Consider the following 17,874-nt stretch of genomic DNA (forward strand, 5'->3'; position numbering starts at 1 on the left):
GTCACCACCGAGACCACCGCGCACCCCGGCGGCTACCAGGGCGCGATCGACGAGTTCTACGAGGCCGCCGCCGCCCGGCTGGCCGCGCACCTGGACGCCGGCCGGGACGTCGTCGTCCTCGCCGAGGGCGACCCGTTCTTCTACGGCTCGTACATGCACATGCACAAGCGGCTGGCGCACCGGTACCCGACCGAGGTGGTCCCGGGGGTCACCAGCGTCAGCGGCGCGGCCGCGGTGCTCGGCCGGCCGCTGGTGGAGCGGGACGAGGTGCTCACCGTGCTGCCCGGCACGCTGCCGTCCGACGAGCTCGCCGAGTGGCTCTCGACCACCGACTCGGCCGCGGTGATGAAGCTCGGCCGCACGTTCCGCAACGTCCGCGACGCCTTCGAGGCCGCCGGGGTGCTCGACCGCGCCTTCTACGTGGAGCGGGCGACGACCGCCCAGCAGCGCACCATGCCGCTGGCCGACGTGGACCCCGACACCGTCCCCTACTTCTCCCTCGCACTGCTGCCCAGCGAGCTGACCGGGCCGGTCCCGGGACCGGAACAGGCCAGTGAGGCCGAGGTGCGCACCGGCGAGGTGGTGGTGGTCGGCCTCGGCCCCGGGCAGCGCAGCTGGACGACGCCGGAGGCCGCCGAGGCGCTGGCCCGCGCCGACGACCTGGTCGGCTACGGCCCCTACCTGGACCGGGTGCCGGCCAACCCGCGGCAGACCAGGCACCCCAGCGACAACCGGGTGGAGGCCGAGCGCGCGGCGCACGCCCTGGAACTGGCCCGGTCCGGACGGCGCGTGGCCGTCGTCTCCAGCGGCGACCCCGGCGTGTTCGCGATGGCCGCCGCGGTGCTCGAGGTGGCGGCGGAGGACTTCCCCGACGTGGAGGTTCGGGTGCTGCCCGGGCTCACCGCCGCGCAGGCGGTCGCCTCGCGGGTGGGTGCGCCGCTCGGGCACGACTTCGCGATCATCTCGCTGTCCGACGTCCTCAAGCCCTGGGAGGTCGTGCTGGACCGGCTGCGGCACGCGGCCGCCGCCGACCTGGTGATCGCGCTCTACAACCCGCGCTCCAAGGCCCGCCCGCACCAGCTGGGCGAGGCGCACCAGGCGCTGCTGGAGGTCAGGAAGCCGGAGACCGTGGTGGTCATCGGCCGGGACGTCGGCGGCGCGGAGGAGTCGATCACCGTGACCACCCTCGGCGAGTTCGACCCCGAGTCCGTCGACATGCGGTGTCTGGTGATGATCGGCTCCACCCAGACCCGGGTGACGCCGTCCGGCCAGGTCTTCACCTCCCGCCGCTACCCCGGCTGCTGAAGGACCCCGCCCCTCTCATCCCCTCGCGAGCTCGGGACGAGCCTCCGGGCGGAGCCGCCAGCGGGAACAGTGCGGGCTCGTTGCGGCTTGCATCGGTTCGTGCCCCCTCGTGAGCTCAGCCGGCCTGCCGCCTTCTGGACGGTGGCGGTGCTGCTGACCCTGATGCTCGCCGCCTCCGGGGTGCCCTCGCCGCTGTACCGGGTCTATGCGGAGGAGTTCGGGTTCGGCTCCGGCCTGATCACCGTCGTCTTCGGCGTCTACGCCTTCGCCCTGCTGCTGTCCCTGCTGGTGGTCGGGGCGCTGTCGGACCACGTGGGTCGCCGCCCGGTGCTCGCCGTCGCGCTGCTGCTCGAGGCCGTCTCGATGGTGCTGTTCCTGACCGCCGACGGGGTGGAGTGGCTGCTGCTGGCCCGCATCGTCCAGGGGCTGGCCACCGGGGCGCTGACCGGCGCGTTCGGTGCGGCGCTGCTGGACCTGCAGCGCCCGGACCGGCCGCTGGGTGCCCTGGTCAACTCGGCGTCCCCCGCGGTGGGGCTCTCCGTCGGCGCGGTGAGCGCCGGGCTGGCGGTCGAGTTCCTGCCCGCACCGACCAGCTGGGTCTTCGGTGTCCTCACCGTGCTGTGCGTGGCCGCCGCCGCCGGGGTGTGGGTGTTCCTGCCGGAGTCCTCCCCCCGGCTGCCCGGTGCGGCGCGGTCGCTGCGGCCCAGCGTGCAGGTGCCCGCCTCGCAGCGCCGGGCGTTCGTCGTCGTCCTGCCCTGCCTGGTCGCCACCTGGGCGTTGGGCGGGCTCTACGCCTCGCTCGGCCCGTCGCTGGTGGCCGGCGTCTTCGACGTGCAGGACCACGTCGTCGGCAGCCTGGTCATCCTCGCGCTCAACGGCACCGGCCTGGTCGGCTCGCTGTCGATGCGCACCGTCGCGCCGGCCCGGTCGATGGTCGTCGGCGCCCTGGTCTTCGCCGTCGGGGTGGCCGGCACCGTGACCGCGCTGACCACCGGCTCGCTCACTCTCTTCTTCGTCGCCGCGGTGGTCTCCGGCTTCGGCTTCGGCACCGCCTTCCTCGGTGCGATGGCGACCGTCACCCAGGGCGTCGCCCCCGGGCAGCGGGCCGCCCTGCTGTCGGCGGTCTTCACCGCCAGCTACCTGGCCTTCAGCGTGCCGGCGATCGCCGCGGGGGTGGCGGCCGGGCACGTCGGCCTGGAGCGGACGGCACAGGTGTACGGCGTCGCCGTCATCGTGCTGGCCCTGCTGGCGGTGGGCGGCCTGGCCCTGCACGCGCGCCGGCCGGCCACCCCGGTCGGGGAGCCCGCGCACCGGGCCCCCGCCGCCGCCCTCGACTAGCTGCCGGCGCGGGTCACCGCCGCACAGAACCGGGTGTGGTCCTCGCGGGCCTCGGTGAGCGGCTCGACCACCTCCGCGTCGGCCACCTCACCGACCCGGTCCAGCAACCGCCGCCGCACCTGTCCGGCCCGTCTCCGGGCGCCGACGTGCACCAGTGGCCGGGCCAGCAGCGCCAGCAGCAACCCGGCGAGCAGCCCCCCGGCCAGCAGCAGCGTCGGCAGCGGGATGCCCTCGACCCGGGGCAGCGGGACGACGTCGTCCAACTGGAGCAGGCCCAGGCCGACCAGCCCGAGCAGCCACAGCGCGCCGACCAGTGCGGTCAGCACGAGCAACCACTGCAGCCCGCCGACGGCCCGCTGCCACAGCGGCGTGCGGTCCGGACCGAGGTCGGTGCCGGCGACGGCGCGGTCCAGCCGGTCGGCGAGGCGGTCCTCGGAGAACTCGGCAGTGCGGCGCAGCTCGTCCCGCCAGGCCTGCGGCAGCCCGTGGCCGGCGGAGTCCCGCGCCCGGCGCAGCGCCGCCCCCACCCCCGCCTGCTGCACGGCCCCGGCCTGGGGCAGTGAGCTGCGGGCCGCCTCGTTGCCCAGGTGCAGCCGGCCCAGCGGGTCGGCCCGGAGCTTGCCCGTCCAGCGCAACACCGGCCACCCGGTGTGCGCGGCGCCACGCCGACGGGCCGAGCGCTCCACCGCGCTGACGACGGCAGGCACGCCGGCGGCGTCGGCGAGCGCCTCGGTCAGCCCCGCCCACTCGTCGGGGTCACGGCTGCGGTCCGGGCCGGCGTCGGGTGCGCAGTGCTCGGCGAGCGCGCCGGCGGCGGCCCGGGCGTCGGCGGCCAGCCGGTCGGTCGCGGCCCGGCGGGCGGCGACCCGGCGGGCGAGCTCGGTGCGCAGCTCCGGCAGCCCGGCGCCGGAGCGGGCCGCGGTGGGCAGCACCGGGGTCGCCGCGAGGCCCTCCCGGTCCAGCAGCCCGCGCAGGTCGGCCAGGCAGGCGCGGGCGGCCGGCTCGTCCAGCCGGTCGACCTGGTTGAGGACGACGACCAGCACCCCCGCGTGCCCGGCCAGCGGCGCCAGGTACTGCGAGTGCACCGCGGCGTCGGCGTACTTCTGCGGGTCCAGCACCCACACCAGCACGTCCACCAGCTCCACCAGCCGGTCGACCTCCAGCCGGTTCTCCAGCCGGACGCTGTCGTGGTCGGGCAGGTCGAGCAGCACCAGCCCGTCCAGGGCCGGGTCACCCGACTCCACCCGGTGCCGCCTGGGCACCTGCAGCCAGTCCAGCAACCGGTCGGACCCGTGCTCCCCCCACACGCTGGCGTGCGCGACGCCGGTGGTCGGCCGGCGCACCCCGGGGGTGCTCACCTCGCTGCCGCTCAGCGCGTTGAACAGCGTGGACTTCCCGCTCCCGGTCGCCCCGGCCAGCGCGACCACGGTGGCGTCGCCGAGCGCCTCCCGCGCACCGGCCTTGGCCAGCAGGGCACGGGCACTGGCGACCTCCGGCACCTCCAGCCGCCCCTCGGCGACCTCCACCGCCTCGCGCAGGGCGGCCAGCCGGTCGGTCAGGGACAGCTCCCCGCGCCTCCCGAGCCTCACGCGCCGGCCCCGTGGGCAGCAGCCAGCGCCTGCGCCGCCGACCGCAGCTCGACGTCCGCGCCCGGTGCCGGGGCGACGTCCTCCAGCAGCACGTCGAAGCGGTGCTGCTCGTCGCGCAGCAGCCGCGCGGCGCGGGCGTCCAGGTCGGCCCGGGCCCGGGCGGCCAGCTCCCGCACCGCGGCGTCCCCGAACACCGCCTCGAGCACCCGCTGACCCACCGCGGTGGTGCCGCCGGCGATGGCCACCTCGGCGCCGGACAGCCCGGCGGTGGAGGCGAAGACGGCGACCATCACCACCGCACCCGCGCCGTTGACCCCCCAGGACATCAGCCGGGCCCGCGACCGCTTCCCCGCGCCCTCGCTGCGCACCAGCTCCAGCACCGTGCCCTGCCAGTCCCGCACCTCGTCGGCGGAGGCGCCGGCGAACGACGGCGAGACGCCGTCCAGCTCGGTCTCCCGGCCGTCGAGCAAGGCGATCCCGCCGGGCAGGGTCCGCCAGCTGGTGACGGTCTTCTCCGCGGCACGGTCGGCCTCGGCCCGGAGCAGCAGCTCGACCCCGGACTCCAGCGCGCCGGCCAGGTCGTCGGCAGGGTTGCTGCGGCCGGTGAACGCGGCGGTGACCCGGTCGCGCAACCGGCCGACGTGGCCCTGCAGGCTGCGCATCCACTCGCCGGTGCCGACGAACTCCTGCCAGCGGGCGAGCACCTCCCCGCGCAGCAGGCTGCCGTTGCCGACGCCCTCGTCGATCGCCGCCCGCGCCCGGGCGTAGGAGGCGTCCGTGGCGGCCTGCAGCGCCTCCGCGGCGGCCGCCTGCTCGGCGACGCCGGCGACGACGACGTCGACCCGGTCGTGCAGGCTGCCCAGCGCCCCGGCGAGGGTCTGCCGGACGACGGCGGCGCGCTGTTCCTGGTCGGCGGCGAGCGCGTGCAGCCAGCCGCGCAGCGGGGCGACCTGCGCGTCCGGCAGGAAGCCGTCGGCCAGCGGCCGCTCCTCGATCACGAACAGCCGGGCGCTGTCCAGCCGGGCCCGGCGCAGCATCCCGGCCAGGTCGTCGGCCACCTCCGCCACCGCCTCGGGCGGCACCCGGTCCAGCACGACGGCCAGCGCGGTCCCCCGCTCCTGGGCGGTGCGCAGCAGGTCCCACGGGACGGCGTCGGCGTAGCGGGCCGCCGTCGTCACGAAGACCCACAGGTCGGCGGCGGCCAGCAGCTGACCGGCCAGGTCGCGGTTGGCCTCGACCACCGAGTCGACGTCCGGGGCGTCGACGAGGGCGAGCCCGGCCGGCAGCGCCTCGGACACCACGAGCTGCAGACCGCCGGGGCCGGCCTCCCCGCCGGTGGTGCGGGCCAGCCCGGGCAGCACCCGGTCGCCGGCGAACGCGGCCCGGTCGGCCGGAGCGCAGACCAGGACCGGGGCGCGGGTCGTCGGGCGGAGCACGCCAGGGGTGGTGACCCGGGCGCCCAGCAGGCTGTTGACCAGCGTGGACTTGCCGGCGCCGGTCGAGCCGCCGACCACGGTGAGCAGCGGTGCATCCAGGTCGCGGAGCCGCGGCAGCAGGTAGTCGTCGACCTGGTCGACGACCGAGCGGGCGGTGCGGGCGGCGGCGTCCCGGCCGGGGGTGGCCAGGCCGAGCGGTGCCGAGGCGACCCGATCGCGCAGGTGCTGCAGGGCGTCGGGCAGCCCGGGCGGGGTGGTCATGCCCGGGATCTTGCCCGGGACGCCGACCTCGAACCCCCCGGCCGGCTGCGGCCAGGTCAGTCGCGCCGCGGCCAGGGCACGACCGGGCCGGTCGACGCCCCTGCGCCGTCGTCGTGCTCGTGGCTGCCGGCCGCGTGGGCCACCGCGGCCAGCAGCAGGACCAGCTCGTCGCGGTCCAGCCCGGCGGTCAGGTCGGCGAGGTCGACCGGCTGCCCCTCGGCCAGGCTCGCCGCCGCCCGCAACAGCCGCAGCTGCCCGCCACTGCCGCCGATCACCCCGGTGCGGAGCGCGCCGTCCAGGTCGGCCCACTGGACCGCGGCCCACGGCCCGCCGTCGATCGCGTCGGCGTCGAGCGCGATGGCGATCAGGCCGGCGGCCTGCAGCCGGGGCAGCCAGTGGCCGGACTCGGCCAGCAGCAGCACCGCCGCCTCGGCCGCGTAGTCACCGACCGCCGCCCGCAGCAGGGCGCTCTCCAGGCTCAGCGGGTCGAGGTCGACCGCCTGCGGTTCTCCCAGCACTGCGCACCACCTCCGTCGCACCCACTGTGCACCGAGGGTGCGACAGTCCGGGCACCGGAGGAAGCGTGACGACGACGGCCGGCGTCCCGTGAGGGGACGCCGGCCGTCGGACGGTGCTGCGGGGCCGGTCAGGGGATGAGCAGCCGGACCTTCTGGGTGGTCCCGGCGGTGGCCAGCGACCACGTGCCGTCGTCGCCCGGGACGAGCGTCCAGGTGCTGCACGCCTTGCCCGCCTTGCCCGCCTTGCCCGCCTTGCCTGCCGCGTCCGCCGGGAGCAGCCGGAGCCGGGGCGGGGCACTGCCGGTGGTGCAGGACGTCGAGGCGAGCACCGAGCCGGTGGCGGCGTTGGTGACCGTGTAGCCGGCGCCGCCGGTGGAGGTCACCGTCCAGGTCTGGCAGGAGCCGGCGACCCGGGTCTCCATCCGCACCTTGTTGCCGTTGCCCTTGGCCGCCTTGCACCCGGCGACACCCAGGGTCTGGGTCTGGTCGGTGGCGCTCCCCAGCAGGACCTCACCGACCGGCTGGAACCGGAACTGCTGGTTCGCCGCACCCGTCGGTGTCGCCACGCCCAGGTTGGCGCCCGGCGTCCGCCCCTCGGCGGTCCACACGAGGTTGCGCCCCGCGATGGAGGAGATCGTCGTGTAGCCGTCGGGCGCCGGCGAGAAGAGCCAGCGCTGGCAGACGTTGTAGAAGAAGTTGCCCAACCAGTCGAACTGGCCGACGTTGCCGCTGCTCTGCGCCTCCGCGCAGCCGGGGAAGTCGGCGGCCATGTTGCTCTTCCGGTTCTGGAACCGCGAACCCGTCTCACTGCCGTCGGTGACCTGGGCGGCGTCCCGGGCGTCGATCTGCCACTGCTGGCAGGTGTCGGCCGGCGAGGCGGCGGCCAGGGCCACGTTGACCCCGGCGTAGCCGCAGGTCACGTTGGACACGACCGCGGCACCGTCCCGCGGGACGACCTGCACGTAGGCCGAGCCGTGACCGGCCGAGCGGCTGGGGTTGACCGGGTCGCTGACCGTCGGCCAGCCGTCGGACCAGGACAGGGTGCGCACGTTCAGCCGCGGCGTGCCGTCGGACAGTGCGTCGTAGTAGTGGTTCACGAAGTAGTCGACACCGTCGGCGGAGTACACGTCCGGGTGGCCGGTGCCCTGGAACTCGTTGTAGCCGCGCAGCACCTCGGTGCCGCCGCCCTCCAGCAGGGAGACGCCGTCCCGGTCCAGGTACGGGCCGGTGACAGACGTCGACCGGCCGACGACCACCCGGTAGTCGCTCTCCGCGCCACGGCAGCAGTAGTCGAAGGACGCGAACAGGTAGTAGTGGTCGCCGTGGCGGATGATCGAGGGCCCCTCGACGGGGTTGTACTGGATCTGCCGGTCGACGAGGGGGAGCACCGGGGCGCCGGCGGCGAGCTTCCCGGTCGCCGGGTCGAGCGCGACGATCTTCAGGCCGCCGAAGAAGGAACCGAAGGTCAGCCACTCGCCGCCCTGGGCGTCGGTGACGTGGTTGGCGTCGATCGCGTTGTACTCGTCGCTGCCCGGCTCGCTCTCCAGCACCGGGCCCCGGTCGACCCAGCCGTGGTCGGGGCTGGCCGGGTCCAGCGACTTGGTGGTCGCCAGCGCGGTCACGGAGTTGGTCGTGCCGAAGCGGGAGGCCGAGTAGTACAGCCGCCACTCGCTGCCGGACCAGCTGAGGTCCGGGGCCCAGGCGTCCTGCGGGGCGTCGGCCGGGGTCGCGCCGATGGCGGCCAGGACGCCGGCGGGCAGCTCGGTGAAGACCGGCGGCAGCTCCTCCCAGGTACGGAGGTCCTTCGACCGCTTCATCGGGATGTAGTCGCTGCCGGTGGCGGCGTCGCCGGTGACGGCGAGGTAGAACCAGCCCCCCTCCTCGACCAGCGTCGGGTCGTGCGCGATCGGGTCCGCGGGACGGTCGGCTCCGGCGACGAGCGGTGGGGCGGCGGGCGTCGGTGCGGCGGCGGCCGGGGCGGTGAGCGCTGCTGAGCCGACCAGCAGGGCCGCCGTGAGCGCGGGCACCCACGCCCGGCGGAGGAGGGAACGCGTCATGGGCTGACTCTCTTCAGGCGGGCGTCCACCCCGTCGGGGACGCTGGGGCACCGGAGCTGCGCGGCGCGACAGTGAGTCTGCTCACTCCTTTACAACGATGCAAGTCGCTGTGCGTGTAGCGCTCGATCGCCCTTCGTGCTCACCGTGAGGACGGGCCGGCTCCTGGTGTCCCCTCGGCCCTCGGCCCCCGGAGCAGGCCCGCGAGCCAGGCCAGCGCGTCCTCGACCGTCGGCACCAGCACGACGCCGTCCGGCAGCGACGGCCGGCGAACGAGCACGACCGGCACCCGCAGTTCCCGGGCGGCGATCAGCTTCGCCTCGGTCATGTGCCCGCCGGAGTCCTTGGTGACCACGACCTCCACCGCGTGCTCACGCAGCAACGCCAGCTCGTCGGCGACGCTGAACGGCCCGCGGTCCAGCAGCAGGGTCGCCCCGGCCGGCAGCGGCTCGTCCGGCGGGTCGACCGAACGCACCAGCACCCGCCCAGGCAACGCGGCGAAGGCCCCGACGCCCTGCCGGCCGGTGGTGAGGAAGACGCTGCGGTACCCGGCCACCGCCTCGGCCGCCGCGGCCAGCGAGTCGACATGTCGCCAGGTGTCCCCCGGCTGCGGCGTCCAGCCCGGCCGCTGCAACCGCAGCAGCGGCGTGCCCTGCGCGGCCGCGGCGGTGGCCGCCGCGGCGGTGATCTGCGCGGCGAAGGGGTGGGTGGCGTCGACGACCGCCCGCGGCCGGTGCTCGGCCAGCCACGCGGCCAGCCCGTCGGCGCCGCCGAAGCCGCCGATCCGCACCTCCCCCGCGGGCAGCACCGGGTCGGCCACCCGCCCGGCCAGCGAGGAGAGGACGTCGACGCCCGCGGCGACCAGCTCGGCAGCCAGCCGCCGGGCCTCCCCGGTGCCGCCGAGCACCAGCACCTGACCGGTCATCCCGGGCCTCCGTCACCCTCGAGTGTCGAGTCGTCCACGTCTGCCGGCCGGTGAGGCGTCGACAGCCCGCCACTCGATGTGAGCGAGGTCGGCACCGGCGTTCGGCCCGGGCCAGGCACGATGGTCCCGTGAGCAGGGACGGCAGCAGCGGGCTGCGGCACGGCTGGACGACGGGCGCCTGCGCGACCGCGGCCACCACCGCCGCCTACACCGCGCTGCTGACCGGCGAGTTCCCCGACCCGGTCTCGATCGACCTGCCCAACGACAGGCACCCGTCCTTCGCCCTGGCGCGTGAGTCCCTGGACCGGGACGGCGCCTCGGCGGGCATCGTCAAGGACGCCGGCGACGACCCCGACGTCACCCACGGCGCGCTGGTCTCCGCCCGCGTGACCCGCGGCGACCCGGGCAGCGGCGTGGTCTTCCGGGCCGGCGAGGGCGTGGGCACGGTGACCAAGCCCGGCCTGCCGCTGGCGGTGGGCGAGCCGGCGATCAACCCGGTGCCGCGCCGGCTGATGACCGAGCACGTGACCGCCGTCGCCCAGCGACACGGCGGGAGCGGGGACGTCGTCGTCGAGGTGTCCGTGGCCGGTGGCGCGGAGCTGGCCCGCAGGACCTGGAACCCACGGCTGGGCATCCTCGGCGGCCTGTCGATCCTCGGGACGACGGGCGTCGTCGTCCCCTACTCGTGCTCGTCCTGGATCGACTCGATCCGCCGCGGCATCGACGTGGCCCGCGCCGCCGGGCGGGAGCACGTCGCCGGGTGCACCGGCTCGACCAGCGAACGGGTGGCCCAGGAGCTGTACGGCCTGCCCGAGGAAGCACTGCTGGACATGGGCGACTTCGCCGGCGCGGTGCTGAAGTACCTGCGCCGGCACCCGGTGCCGCGGCTGACCGTGGCCGGTGGCATCGGCAAGCTGGCCAAGCTCGCCGAGGGGCACCTGGACCTGCACTCGGCCCGCTCGCAGGTGTCGTTCGCCGCACTCGCCCAGCTCGTGGCCGAGGCCGGCGGCGGGCCGGCCCTGGTCGAGGGCGTACGGCAGGCGAACACCGCGCTGGACGCCCTGCAGCAGTGCGCCGCCGCCGGCTTCCCGCTGGGCGACCTGGTCGCCGCCGGCGCCCGCCGCACCGCCGAGGGGGTGCTGCTCGGCGCCCCGGTCGAGGTCGACGTCGTGGTGATCGACCGCGCCGGCACCATCGTCGGCCGGGGCTGACCTCAGCGGCATCGCGCCGTCGAGTAGAGGTGGCTGTCCAGGAACTGCTCGGCGGCGAGCACCCGGCCGACGATCACCACCGCCGTCCGGCGCACCCCGGCGTCGGCCACCTGCGCGGCGATGTCGGCGAGCGTGCCGCGCAGCACCAGCTCGTCGTCCCGGCTCGCCTTGGCGACCACCGCCACCGGGCAGTCGGCGCCGTAGTGCGCGGCCAGCTCCGGGGCGAGGGCGTCCATCCGCTGCACGGCCAGGTGCAGCACCAGCGTCGCGCCGGTGGCCGCGTAGGCGGCGAGCGTCTCCCCCGGCGGCATCGGCGTCGACCGCGCCGACGTCCGGGTGAGGACGACGGTCTGCGCCACCCCGGGCACGGTCAGCTCGCGCTTCAGCGACGCGGCCGCCGCGGCGAACGCGGGCACGCCGGGGACGACGTCGTAGGGCACGCCCGCCGCGTCGAGCCGGCGCATCTGCTCGGCCATCGCACTGTAGACCGAGGGGTCACCGGAGTGCAGCCGGGCGACGTCCAGCCCGGCCTCGTGCGCGGCGACCAGCTCCGCGGTGATCTGATCCAGGTCCAGGTCGGCGGTGTCCACCAGCCGGGCACCCGCCGGGGCGGTGTCCAGCAGTTCGCGGGGCACCAGTGCACCGGCGTAGAGGCAGACCGGGGACGACGCGATCAGCCGCGCGGCCCGCACGGTGACCAGATCGGCGGCCCCCGGCCCCGCCCCGATGAAGTGGACGGTCATCGGGTCACGCTCCAGATCGTCACGGGCATCGCGGGCTTCCAGCCGGTGAAGCCGCCGACCGGCTCGGCCCGGGCGACCGACAGCCGGGTCAACGAGCCACCGCAGCAGCCGTGCCACTCGGCGAGCACCGCCTCGCTCTCCACCGTCACCGCGTTCACCACCAGCCGACCGCCCGGGGCGAGGACCTCCCAGACGGTGTCCAGCAGCAGCGGTGTCGTCGCGCCGCCCCCGACGAAGACGGCGTCCGGCTGCGGCAGCCCGAGCAGCGCGCCGGGCGCCTCCCCCTCGACCACCTGCAGGTCGGGGACGCCGAGCCGCTCGGCGTTCCGGCCGATCCGCTGGACGCGGACCGGGTCGGACTCCACGGCGACCGCCCGGCACGAGGGGTGCACCCGCATCCACTCGATGCCGATCGAGCCGGCTCCCGCCCCGACGTCCCAGAGCAGCTGCCCGGGCAACGGGCCGAGCCGGGAGAGCGTCACGGCCCGGACGTCACGCTTGGTCAGCTGCCCGTCGGAGGAGTAGGCGTCGTCGGGCAGGCCCGGGACGGTCGGCAGCGGCACGCTGCCCGGGTCGGCGACCACCTCGACGGCGGTGAGCACCAGCGGGTCGGTCTCCGGGTGCGGCCACCGGGCGGCGGTGCCGGTGAACCGGCGCTCGGCAGGGCCGCCGAGCTGGGCCAGTGCGGTGAGCCGGCTGGCGCCGGAGCCGGACCCGGCGAGCAGGGCGGCGACGTCGGCCGGCGTCCGGGTGTCCGAGCCCAGCACCAGCAGCCGCCGGCCCGGAGTGGCGTGCGGCAGGACGAGCGAGACCGGCCGGCCGACGACGGAGACCACCGTCGTCTCCTCCACCGCCCAGCCCAGCCGGGCGCAGGCCAGCGTCACCGACGACGGGTGCGGCACCACCTCGACGGCGTCGGCGCCGAACAGCCGGACCAGCGAGGTGCCGACGCCGGAGAGCATCGGGTCACCGCTGGCGAGCACGACGACGTGGCGCCCCGGGTGGGCCGCGGGCAGGTCGGCCAGGGCGGGACCCATCGGCGAGGGCCAGGGCACCCGCTCGGCGACGACGTCCGGGGGCACCAGCCCCAGCTGACGGGCGCTCCCCCGCAGCACCTCCGCCGCCGAGATCGCCTGACGGGCGGCCGGGGAGAGCCCGTCCCAGCCGTCTGCCCCCACGCCGACGACCGTGACGGAGAACCCGCTCATGCGGGCAGGTCGCCCTCGGGGCCGGCGGCCTCGGCCAGCAGTCGCTCCCGCAGGTCGGCGGGCAGCCGGTCGACGTAGACGGTCCCGTCGAGGTGGTCGACCTCGTGCTGGAGGCAGCGCGCGGCCATGCCGGTCGCCTCGATCGCGATGGGCTCCCCCTGCAGGTCGACCCCGTCGACCCGGGCCCGGAAGGCGCGCTCCAGCTCGGCGTAGGGACCCGGCACCGAGAGGCAGCCCTCCTCGGTCAGCTCGACCGGCGGCTCGTCCCCGACCGGGTCGAGCACGGTGAGCACGGGGTTGACCACGTAGCCGATGACGTCCTCGCCGTCGGCGTCCGGGCAGTCGATGACGAACACCCGTGCGTCGACGCCGATCTGGTTGGCGGCCAGCCCGACCCCGTCGGCGGCGGTCATGCTGGCGAACATGTCCAGGACCAGGTGCCGCAGCCCCCGGTCGAACTCGGTCACCGGGGCACACGGCCGGTGCAGCACCGGGTTGCTGCCGTAGGTGACGATCGGCCGGGCGACGCCGTCGTAACGGCCGGGCAGGCGCATGACCGTCGATCCTAGGGAGTGCCCCCGCTGCCTACAGTGACCGCGATGCGCACCCGGCCCGCTCCGACCGCCGCCGGGCTCGCCCTCGGCGCCCTCGCCGACCTGCTGCTCGCCGACCCGCGCCGCGGGCACCCGGTGGCCGGTTTCGGCCGGGCGGCCGCCGCGCTGGAGCGCCGGGTCTGGCGCGACTCGCGGGCCGCAGGGGCCGGCTACACCACCGTCTGCGTCGGGACGGCGACCGCGCTGGGCGCCGTCCTGCACCGGGCGACCGCCGACCGGCCGGGCGCCCGGACCCTGGTGACCGCCGGAGCCACCTGGGCCGTGCTCGGCGGCACCTCGCTGGGCCGGGCGGCGGACACCATGGCGGGGCACCTCGGAGCCGGGGACCTGCCGGCCGCCCGGGCGCACCTGTCCACCCTGGCCGGCCGCGACCCCAGCGGCCTCGGCGAGGCGGAGCTGGTGCGGGCCACCGTGGAGTCGGTCGCGGAGAACACCTCGGACGCCGCCGTCGCCCCGCTCTTCTGGGGTGTGGTCGCCGGCCTGCCCGGGCTGCTCGGCTACCGCGCGGCCAACACCCTGGACGCGATGGTCGGGTACCGGTCGGCGCGGTACGCCCGCTTCGGCTGGGCCACGGCCCGCTTCGACGACGTCCTGAACTGGCTGCCGGCCCGGCTGACCGCCCTGCTGACCGTGGCCGTCGCGCCGCTGGCCGGGGGGTCGCCCGCCGGCGCCTGGCGGGCCTGGCACCGGGACGGCGCCGCCCACCCGAGCCCGAACGCCGGCCGGTGCGAGGCCGCGCTGGCCGGTGCCCTGGGGCTGCGACTGGGCGGCCGGAACGTCTACGGCACCCGGGTGGAGGAGCGGCCCACGCTGGGCGACGGTCAGCCCCCCGTGCGCGGCGACATCCGCCGGGCCGTCCGGCTCTCCCGAGCGGTGTGGACGGCGGCCGCCGCCCTCGCGGGGCTGAGCCGAGTGCGCCGTCGGGGCCGCTCCGCCTGACGGGCCACCCCCGGGCGGCGCCGCAGCGCACCCCGGGGCTCGGACGGCGTGGGGAAGCCGGTCGGGTCGGTGCGCGGGTGACTGGCCGGCGGGTCGGCCGGACCCAGACCGCCGCGCAGGGTCACCAGCAGCGTGGCACCGGCCAGGGCACCGGCGATCACGAGCAGGCCGATCAGGACGACGAGACCACTTCCGGGAGTCATGCCACCGACACTGGCATCGGCGGAGGTCCCGCGAAGCGGACCAATCCGGCACAGTGGTCCCATGCCAGTCGACGTTCACCAGGCCAGTTCGACCCACGAGGTCGCCGCGCTCATCGGGCCGGTCACGGCCCTGCCGGGTCCCCGGTACGCCGGGCTGGCCCGGCGGGTCCGCGAGCTGGTGCTGGCCGGCCAGCTGCCCGCGGGCACCCGGCTGCCTGCCGAGCGCGACCTCGCCGCGGCCCTGGACACCAGCCGGGTCACCATCGCCTCGGCCTACCGGGTGCTGCGGGAGGACGGCTGGGCGCGCACCCGGCAGGGCTCGGGCACGGTGGTCGAGGTGCCCAGCGGCGCCTCGACCTCGGCCGGCTGGCTGCCCCGGGACGTCCCCGGCCTGATCGACCTGGCGCATGCGGCGCCGTCGGCCGCACCTCAGCTGGAGCCGGCCTACGAGCAGGCGATGCGCCGGCTCCCGGCCTACACCGCCGGTCACGGGTACGCCCCCGGTGGCCTGCCGGAGCTGCGCGCCGCGATCGCCGGCCGGTTCACCGCGCGCGGTCTGCCGACCGACCCCGACCAGGTCGTCGTCACCTCCGGCGTCGGCGACGCCTCCGCGGTGGTCGCCGAGGCCCTGCTCGAGCCGGGCGACCGGGTGCTGGTGGAACACCCCAGCTACCCCGGCGCCCTGCGTCTGGTGGAGAGCGTGGGCGCCCGGCTGGTGCCGGTCCCGGTCGACGAGCGCCGTCCCGACGACCTCGTGGAGGCGGCGCACCTCGCCGCCCGGCAGAGCGGCCCACGGATGGCCGTGCTCATCCCCGACTTCACCAACCCGACCGGTGCCAGGCTGTCCGCCGCCGGGCGCCGCCGACTGGCCGCGACCCTCTGGCAGCAGGGCGTGCTGACGCTGGTGGACGAGTCGTGCGCCGAGCTGTACCTGGACGAGGGCCCGGACGGCGGCCCGCGGCCGCCGTACGCCGCCGGGCTCCCGGACACCGCGACGGTGACCGTCGGCGGGCTGGCCAAACCGGTCTGGGGCGGGCTGCGGATCGGCTGGCTGCGCGCCGACGCCGCCCTGGCCGCTCGGCTGGGTGCGGTGCTGGGGCGGCGTCAGCTCTCCGTCGGCCTGCTGGACCAGCTCGCGGCGACCACCCTCGTGCAGGACCTCGACGCCGTGCTGACCTGGCGCCGCGAGCAGCTTCGGACCCAGCGGGACGCCCTGCTCGCCGCACTGGCCGCCCGACTGCCCCAGTGGCGGGTGCACCCGCCGTCGGGCGGGCTCTCCCTGTGGTGCGCCCTGCCGCCGGGGCTGAGCTCGGCCGCGCTCACCGCGGGGGCGGCCACCCAGGGCGTCCTGCTGGCCGAGGGGCGGGTCTTCGGCACCGGGCACGCCTTCGACGACCACCTGCGGCTGCCGTTCACCCGGCCGGCCGACGAGCTCCGGGCCGCGGTCGACGTGCTCGCGTCCCTCGCCGGGACCCTCAGCCTGGCGGGCGGTCACCCGACGACTCCGGCGTCCACCGTCATCTGAGTGATCAGGCCGTCACCCCAGGTCAGACCGGCCCGTGGCTCTTCCGACGGGCGGGGGCAGGCGCGCACGACGTGCACACGAGCGGTAACTTCTCGGGCACTGGAGCGGTCGGGCCTGCGGGTCCGATGGGTCGCCCGGGTCCAGCCAACGGCTCGGCGACCTCCACCGGGGCAACCGGTGCGCCAGCAGAGAAACCGGCTGATGCCATGTCGCCCTCCGCCCTCCACCGCCACCCCGCCCCCTCGACCGCGAGCGGGGCGACCGGCCGGGTCCACCGCGCGCTCCACGCGGTCGACTCCGACGTCGCCCGACCGACCGGCCGCTTCCGTGGTGACCTGACCACCGAGCGGTGGTGGTGGTCGCCGGAGCTGCACGCCCTCTACGGCATGCCGGACGGCTCCACCCAGCCCGGTGCCCAGCTCCTCCTCGCCCACGTGCACCCGGCCGACCGCCCCGCCGTCCAGGAGGCCCTCGCCGTCGCCTGCGCCACCGGCGCCGCCGTCACCCGCGAGCACCGCGTGGTGCGCGCCGACGGCGAACAGCGGACGGTCGTGCTCGTCTGCGAGCCGGAGACCGACGCGTCCGGCGCGGTGGTCGCCCTGGCCGGCCTCGTCGTCGACATCACCGAGGGCCGCCCGCCCCAGCCCGCCGACGAGCACGTGCACCAGCTGGAGACCGAGGTCGAGCAGCTGCGCAGCGCGATGGCCAGCCGAGCGGCCATCGAGCAGGCCAAGGGCGTCCTGATGCTGCTCATGAGCTGCGGTGACCAGGTCGCCTTCGACCTGCTGGCGCACATCTCCAGCCACACCCACCGCAAGGTGCGCGACGTGGCCGTCGCGATCGTCGACTCGGCCAGCGGCCGCCACCCGCTGCCCGACGACGTCCGCGAGATCCTGCACGACGCGTCCCCGCCCGGCCGCTCCGTCTGAGCGCACCCGCCCGTCCCGGCCCGGCGGTCGTCGGAGAAGATGCCGGGACCCGCGTCACGCAGGCCGGGACGAGGAAGGGGGACTGCGGCGTGTTCTACCTGCTCGTCCGGTTCGTGCTCCGGCCGCTGTTCGTCCTCGCCTTCCGGCCCAAGGTCACCGGCCGGGCCAACGTCCCCCTCACCGGCCCGGTGATCCTGGCCAGCAACCACCTCTCCTTCATCGACAGCTTCGCCATCCCGTTGATGGCGCCGCGCAAGGTCGGCTACCTGGCCAAGTCCGAGTACTGGCACGGCCCGGGCATCGGTGGCTGGCTCACGCGCACGCTGTTCACCGCGCTGGGCGCGCTGCCGGTCGAGCGACAGGAGGCCCGGGCCGCCCAGGCGACGCTGGACACCGCGCTCGGGGTGCTGCAGGCCGGGGAGGCGTTCGGCGTCTACCCCGAGGGCACCCGGTCCCGCGACGGCCGGCTCGGCCGCGGCAAGACCGGCGTGGCCTGGCTGGCGCTGACCGCCGACTGCCCCGTGGTGCCGGTGGCGGTGCACGGCACCGACGAGGTGCAGCCGATCGGCGCGAAGTGGCCGCGCCCGCACCGGGTGCGGGTCACCTTCGGGGAGCCGCTGAGCTTCCCCGAGCACCGGGGCCTGGCGGGCAAGGGCAGGGCGCGGCGCGAGGTCACCGACCGCGTGATGGAGGCGATCGCGGAGCTCTCCGGCCAGGAGAAGGCCGGCTGGTGACCCCCCGCCGCACCACCCACCGTGATGATCATCGGCATCCGGTCGCGCCCCACCGGCGTGTCGGCGACCGTTCGCCGATGATCGACGCGAGCCGGCGATGAGCGTCGGCCGGGACGGCTGGTCGCGGAGCGACCCCGGGAACGGTGCGCTGCTCGTCGCGGGCACGACCTCCGACGCCGGCAAGTCCGTGGTCACCGCCGGCATCTGCCGCTGGCTGGTGCGCCAGGGGGTGTCGGTCGCGCCGTTCAAGGCGCAGAACATGAGCAACAACTCCATGGTCACCGCCGACGGCGCCGAGATCGGCCGCGCCCAGGTGATGCAGGCCGCGGCTGCCCGGGTGGA

The 17,874-nt window shown here is 76.3% G+C and carries 15 protein-coding genes and 1 pseudogene; 8 read left to right on the forward strand and 8 right to left on the reverse strand.

Features of this window, described 5'->3' with window-relative positions; translation table 11 throughout:
• The coding region (gene cobJ, locus G5C62_RS17875) for a precorrin-3B C(17)-methyltransferase (protein WP_164702093.1) at positions 1-1,305 on the forward strand (1,305 nt) is incomplete at its 5' end.
• Between the two features lie 99 nt (positions 1,306-1,404).
• Positions 1,405-2,643 carry an MFS transporter gene (locus G5C62_RS17880; protein WP_164702094.1) on the forward strand — a complete coding sequence of 413 codons (1,239 nt, stop codon included), beginning with the start codon at positions 1,405-1,407 and terminating at the stop codon, positions 2,641-2,643.
• On the opposite strand, the gene G5C62_RS17885 is transcribed toward G5C62_RS17880, so the two are convergent.
• The 5 genes from G5C62_RS17885 to G5C62_RS17905 all read right to left on the reverse strand — a co-directional run bounded on the left by G5C62_RS17885 (position 2,640) and on the right by G5C62_RS17905 (position 9,426).
• Positions 2,640-4,232, reverse strand: coding sequence for a GTPase (locus G5C62_RS17885; protein ID WP_164702095.1), 1,593 nt, complete (start codon positions 4,230-4,232; stop codon positions 2,640-2,642). The genes G5C62_RS17880 and G5C62_RS17885 overlap by 4 nt on opposite strands.
• On the reverse strand, positions 4,229-5,929 hold the full coding sequence (locus tag G5C62_RS17890; RefSeq protein ID WP_164702096.1) for a GTPase domain-containing protein: 1,701 nt from the start codon (positions 5,927-5,929) through the stop codon (positions 4,229-4,231). Before G5C62_RS17890 ends, G5C62_RS17885 begins: the two co-directional genes overlap by 4 nt.
• A 56-nt stretch (positions 5,930-5,985) precedes the next feature.
• Positions 5,986-6,447 (reverse strand): hypothetical protein, encoded by a 462-nt coding sequence (locus tag G5C62_RS17895; RefSeq protein ID WP_164702097.1) that lies wholly within the window; start codon positions 6,445-6,447, stop codon positions 5,986-5,988.
• A gap of 128 nt (positions 6,448-6,575) precedes the next feature.
• Entirely contained in the window at positions 6,576-8,504 is a 1,929-nt protein-coding gene (locus G5C62_RS17900; protein WP_164702098.1) for a family 43 glycosylhydrolase, read from the reverse strand.
• A gap of 139 nt (positions 8,505-8,643) precedes the next feature.
• Positions 8,644-9,426 (reverse strand): cobalt-precorrin-6A reductase, encoded by a 783-nt coding sequence (locus G5C62_RS17905; protein ID WP_164702099.1) that lies wholly within the window; start codon positions 9,424-9,426, stop codon positions 8,644-8,646.
• Positions 9,427-9,554: 128 nt separating this feature from the next.
• Between G5C62_RS17905 and G5C62_RS17910 the strand changes: the two genes are divergently transcribed.
• Complete coding sequence (locus G5C62_RS17910) at positions 9,555-10,637, forward strand: cobalt-precorrin-5B (C(1))-methyltransferase (protein ID WP_164702100.1); 1,083 nt, start codon at positions 9,555-9,557, stop codon at positions 10,635-10,637.
• Positions 10,638-10,639: 2 nt separating this feature from the next.
• On the opposite strand, the gene cobM is transcribed toward G5C62_RS17910, so the two are convergent.
• From cobM to def, 3 genes are read right to left on the reverse strand one after another with little or no spacing between them, the layout of a single operon-like run.
• Positions 10,640-11,380: a precorrin-4 C(11)-methyltransferase gene (gene cobM / locus G5C62_RS17915; RefSeq protein WP_164702101.1), complete on the reverse strand. Its 741-nt coding sequence runs from the start codon at positions 11,378-11,380 to the stop codon at positions 10,640-10,642.
• A complete protein-coding gene (gene cbiE, locus G5C62_RS17920) occupies positions 11,377-12,588 on the reverse strand; it encodes a precorrin-6y C5,15-methyltransferase (decarboxylating) subunit CbiE (RefSeq protein WP_164702102.1) in 1,212 nt (403 codons plus the stop codon). Before cbiE ends, cobM begins: the two co-directional genes overlap by 4 nt.
• Complete coding sequence (gene def, locus G5C62_RS17925) at positions 12,585-13,142, reverse strand: peptide deformylase (RefSeq protein ID WP_036332868.1); 558 nt, start codon at positions 13,140-13,142, stop codon at positions 12,585-12,587. Before def ends, cbiE begins: the two co-directional genes overlap by 4 nt.
• A gap of 45 nt (positions 13,143-13,187) precedes the next feature.
• On the opposite strand from def, the gene G5C62_RS17930 reads away from it, so the two are divergent.
• The 5 genes and pseudogenes from G5C62_RS17930 to G5C62_RS17950 form a co-directional block, all read left to right on the forward strand.
• The gene (locus G5C62_RS17930) at positions 13,188-14,141 is read left to right on the forward strand and encodes a cobalamin biosynthesis protein (RefSeq protein ID WP_164702103.1); all 954 of its coding nucleotides are present in this window, start codon (positions 13,188-13,190) and stop codon (positions 14,139-14,141) included.
• 264 nt (positions 14,142-14,405) lie between these two features.
• Positions 14,406-15,869: a PLP-dependent aminotransferase family protein gene (locus tag G5C62_RS17935; protein ID WP_036332867.1), complete on the forward strand. Its 1,464-nt coding sequence runs from the start codon at positions 14,406-14,408 to the stop codon at positions 15,867-15,869.
• Positions 15,870-16,075: 206 nt separating this feature from the next.
• Positions 16,076-16,798, forward strand: coding sequence for a PAS and ANTAR domain-containing protein (locus G5C62_RS17940; RefSeq protein WP_164702104.1), 723 nt, complete (start codon positions 16,076-16,078; stop codon positions 16,796-16,798).
• Between the two features lie 89 nt (positions 16,799-16,887).
• Complete coding sequence (locus tag G5C62_RS17945) at positions 16,888-17,532, forward strand: 1-acyl-sn-glycerol-3-phosphate acyltransferase (RefSeq protein WP_036332862.1); 645 nt, start codon at positions 16,888-16,890, stop codon at positions 17,530-17,532.
• A 97-nt stretch (positions 17,533-17,629) separates the two neighbouring features.
• Positions 17,630-17,874 (forward strand): annotated as a pseudogene (locus tag G5C62_RS17950) (hypothetical protein); the annotation flags it as partial.

This window comes from Modestobacter sp. KNN46-3, assembly GCF_011039295.1.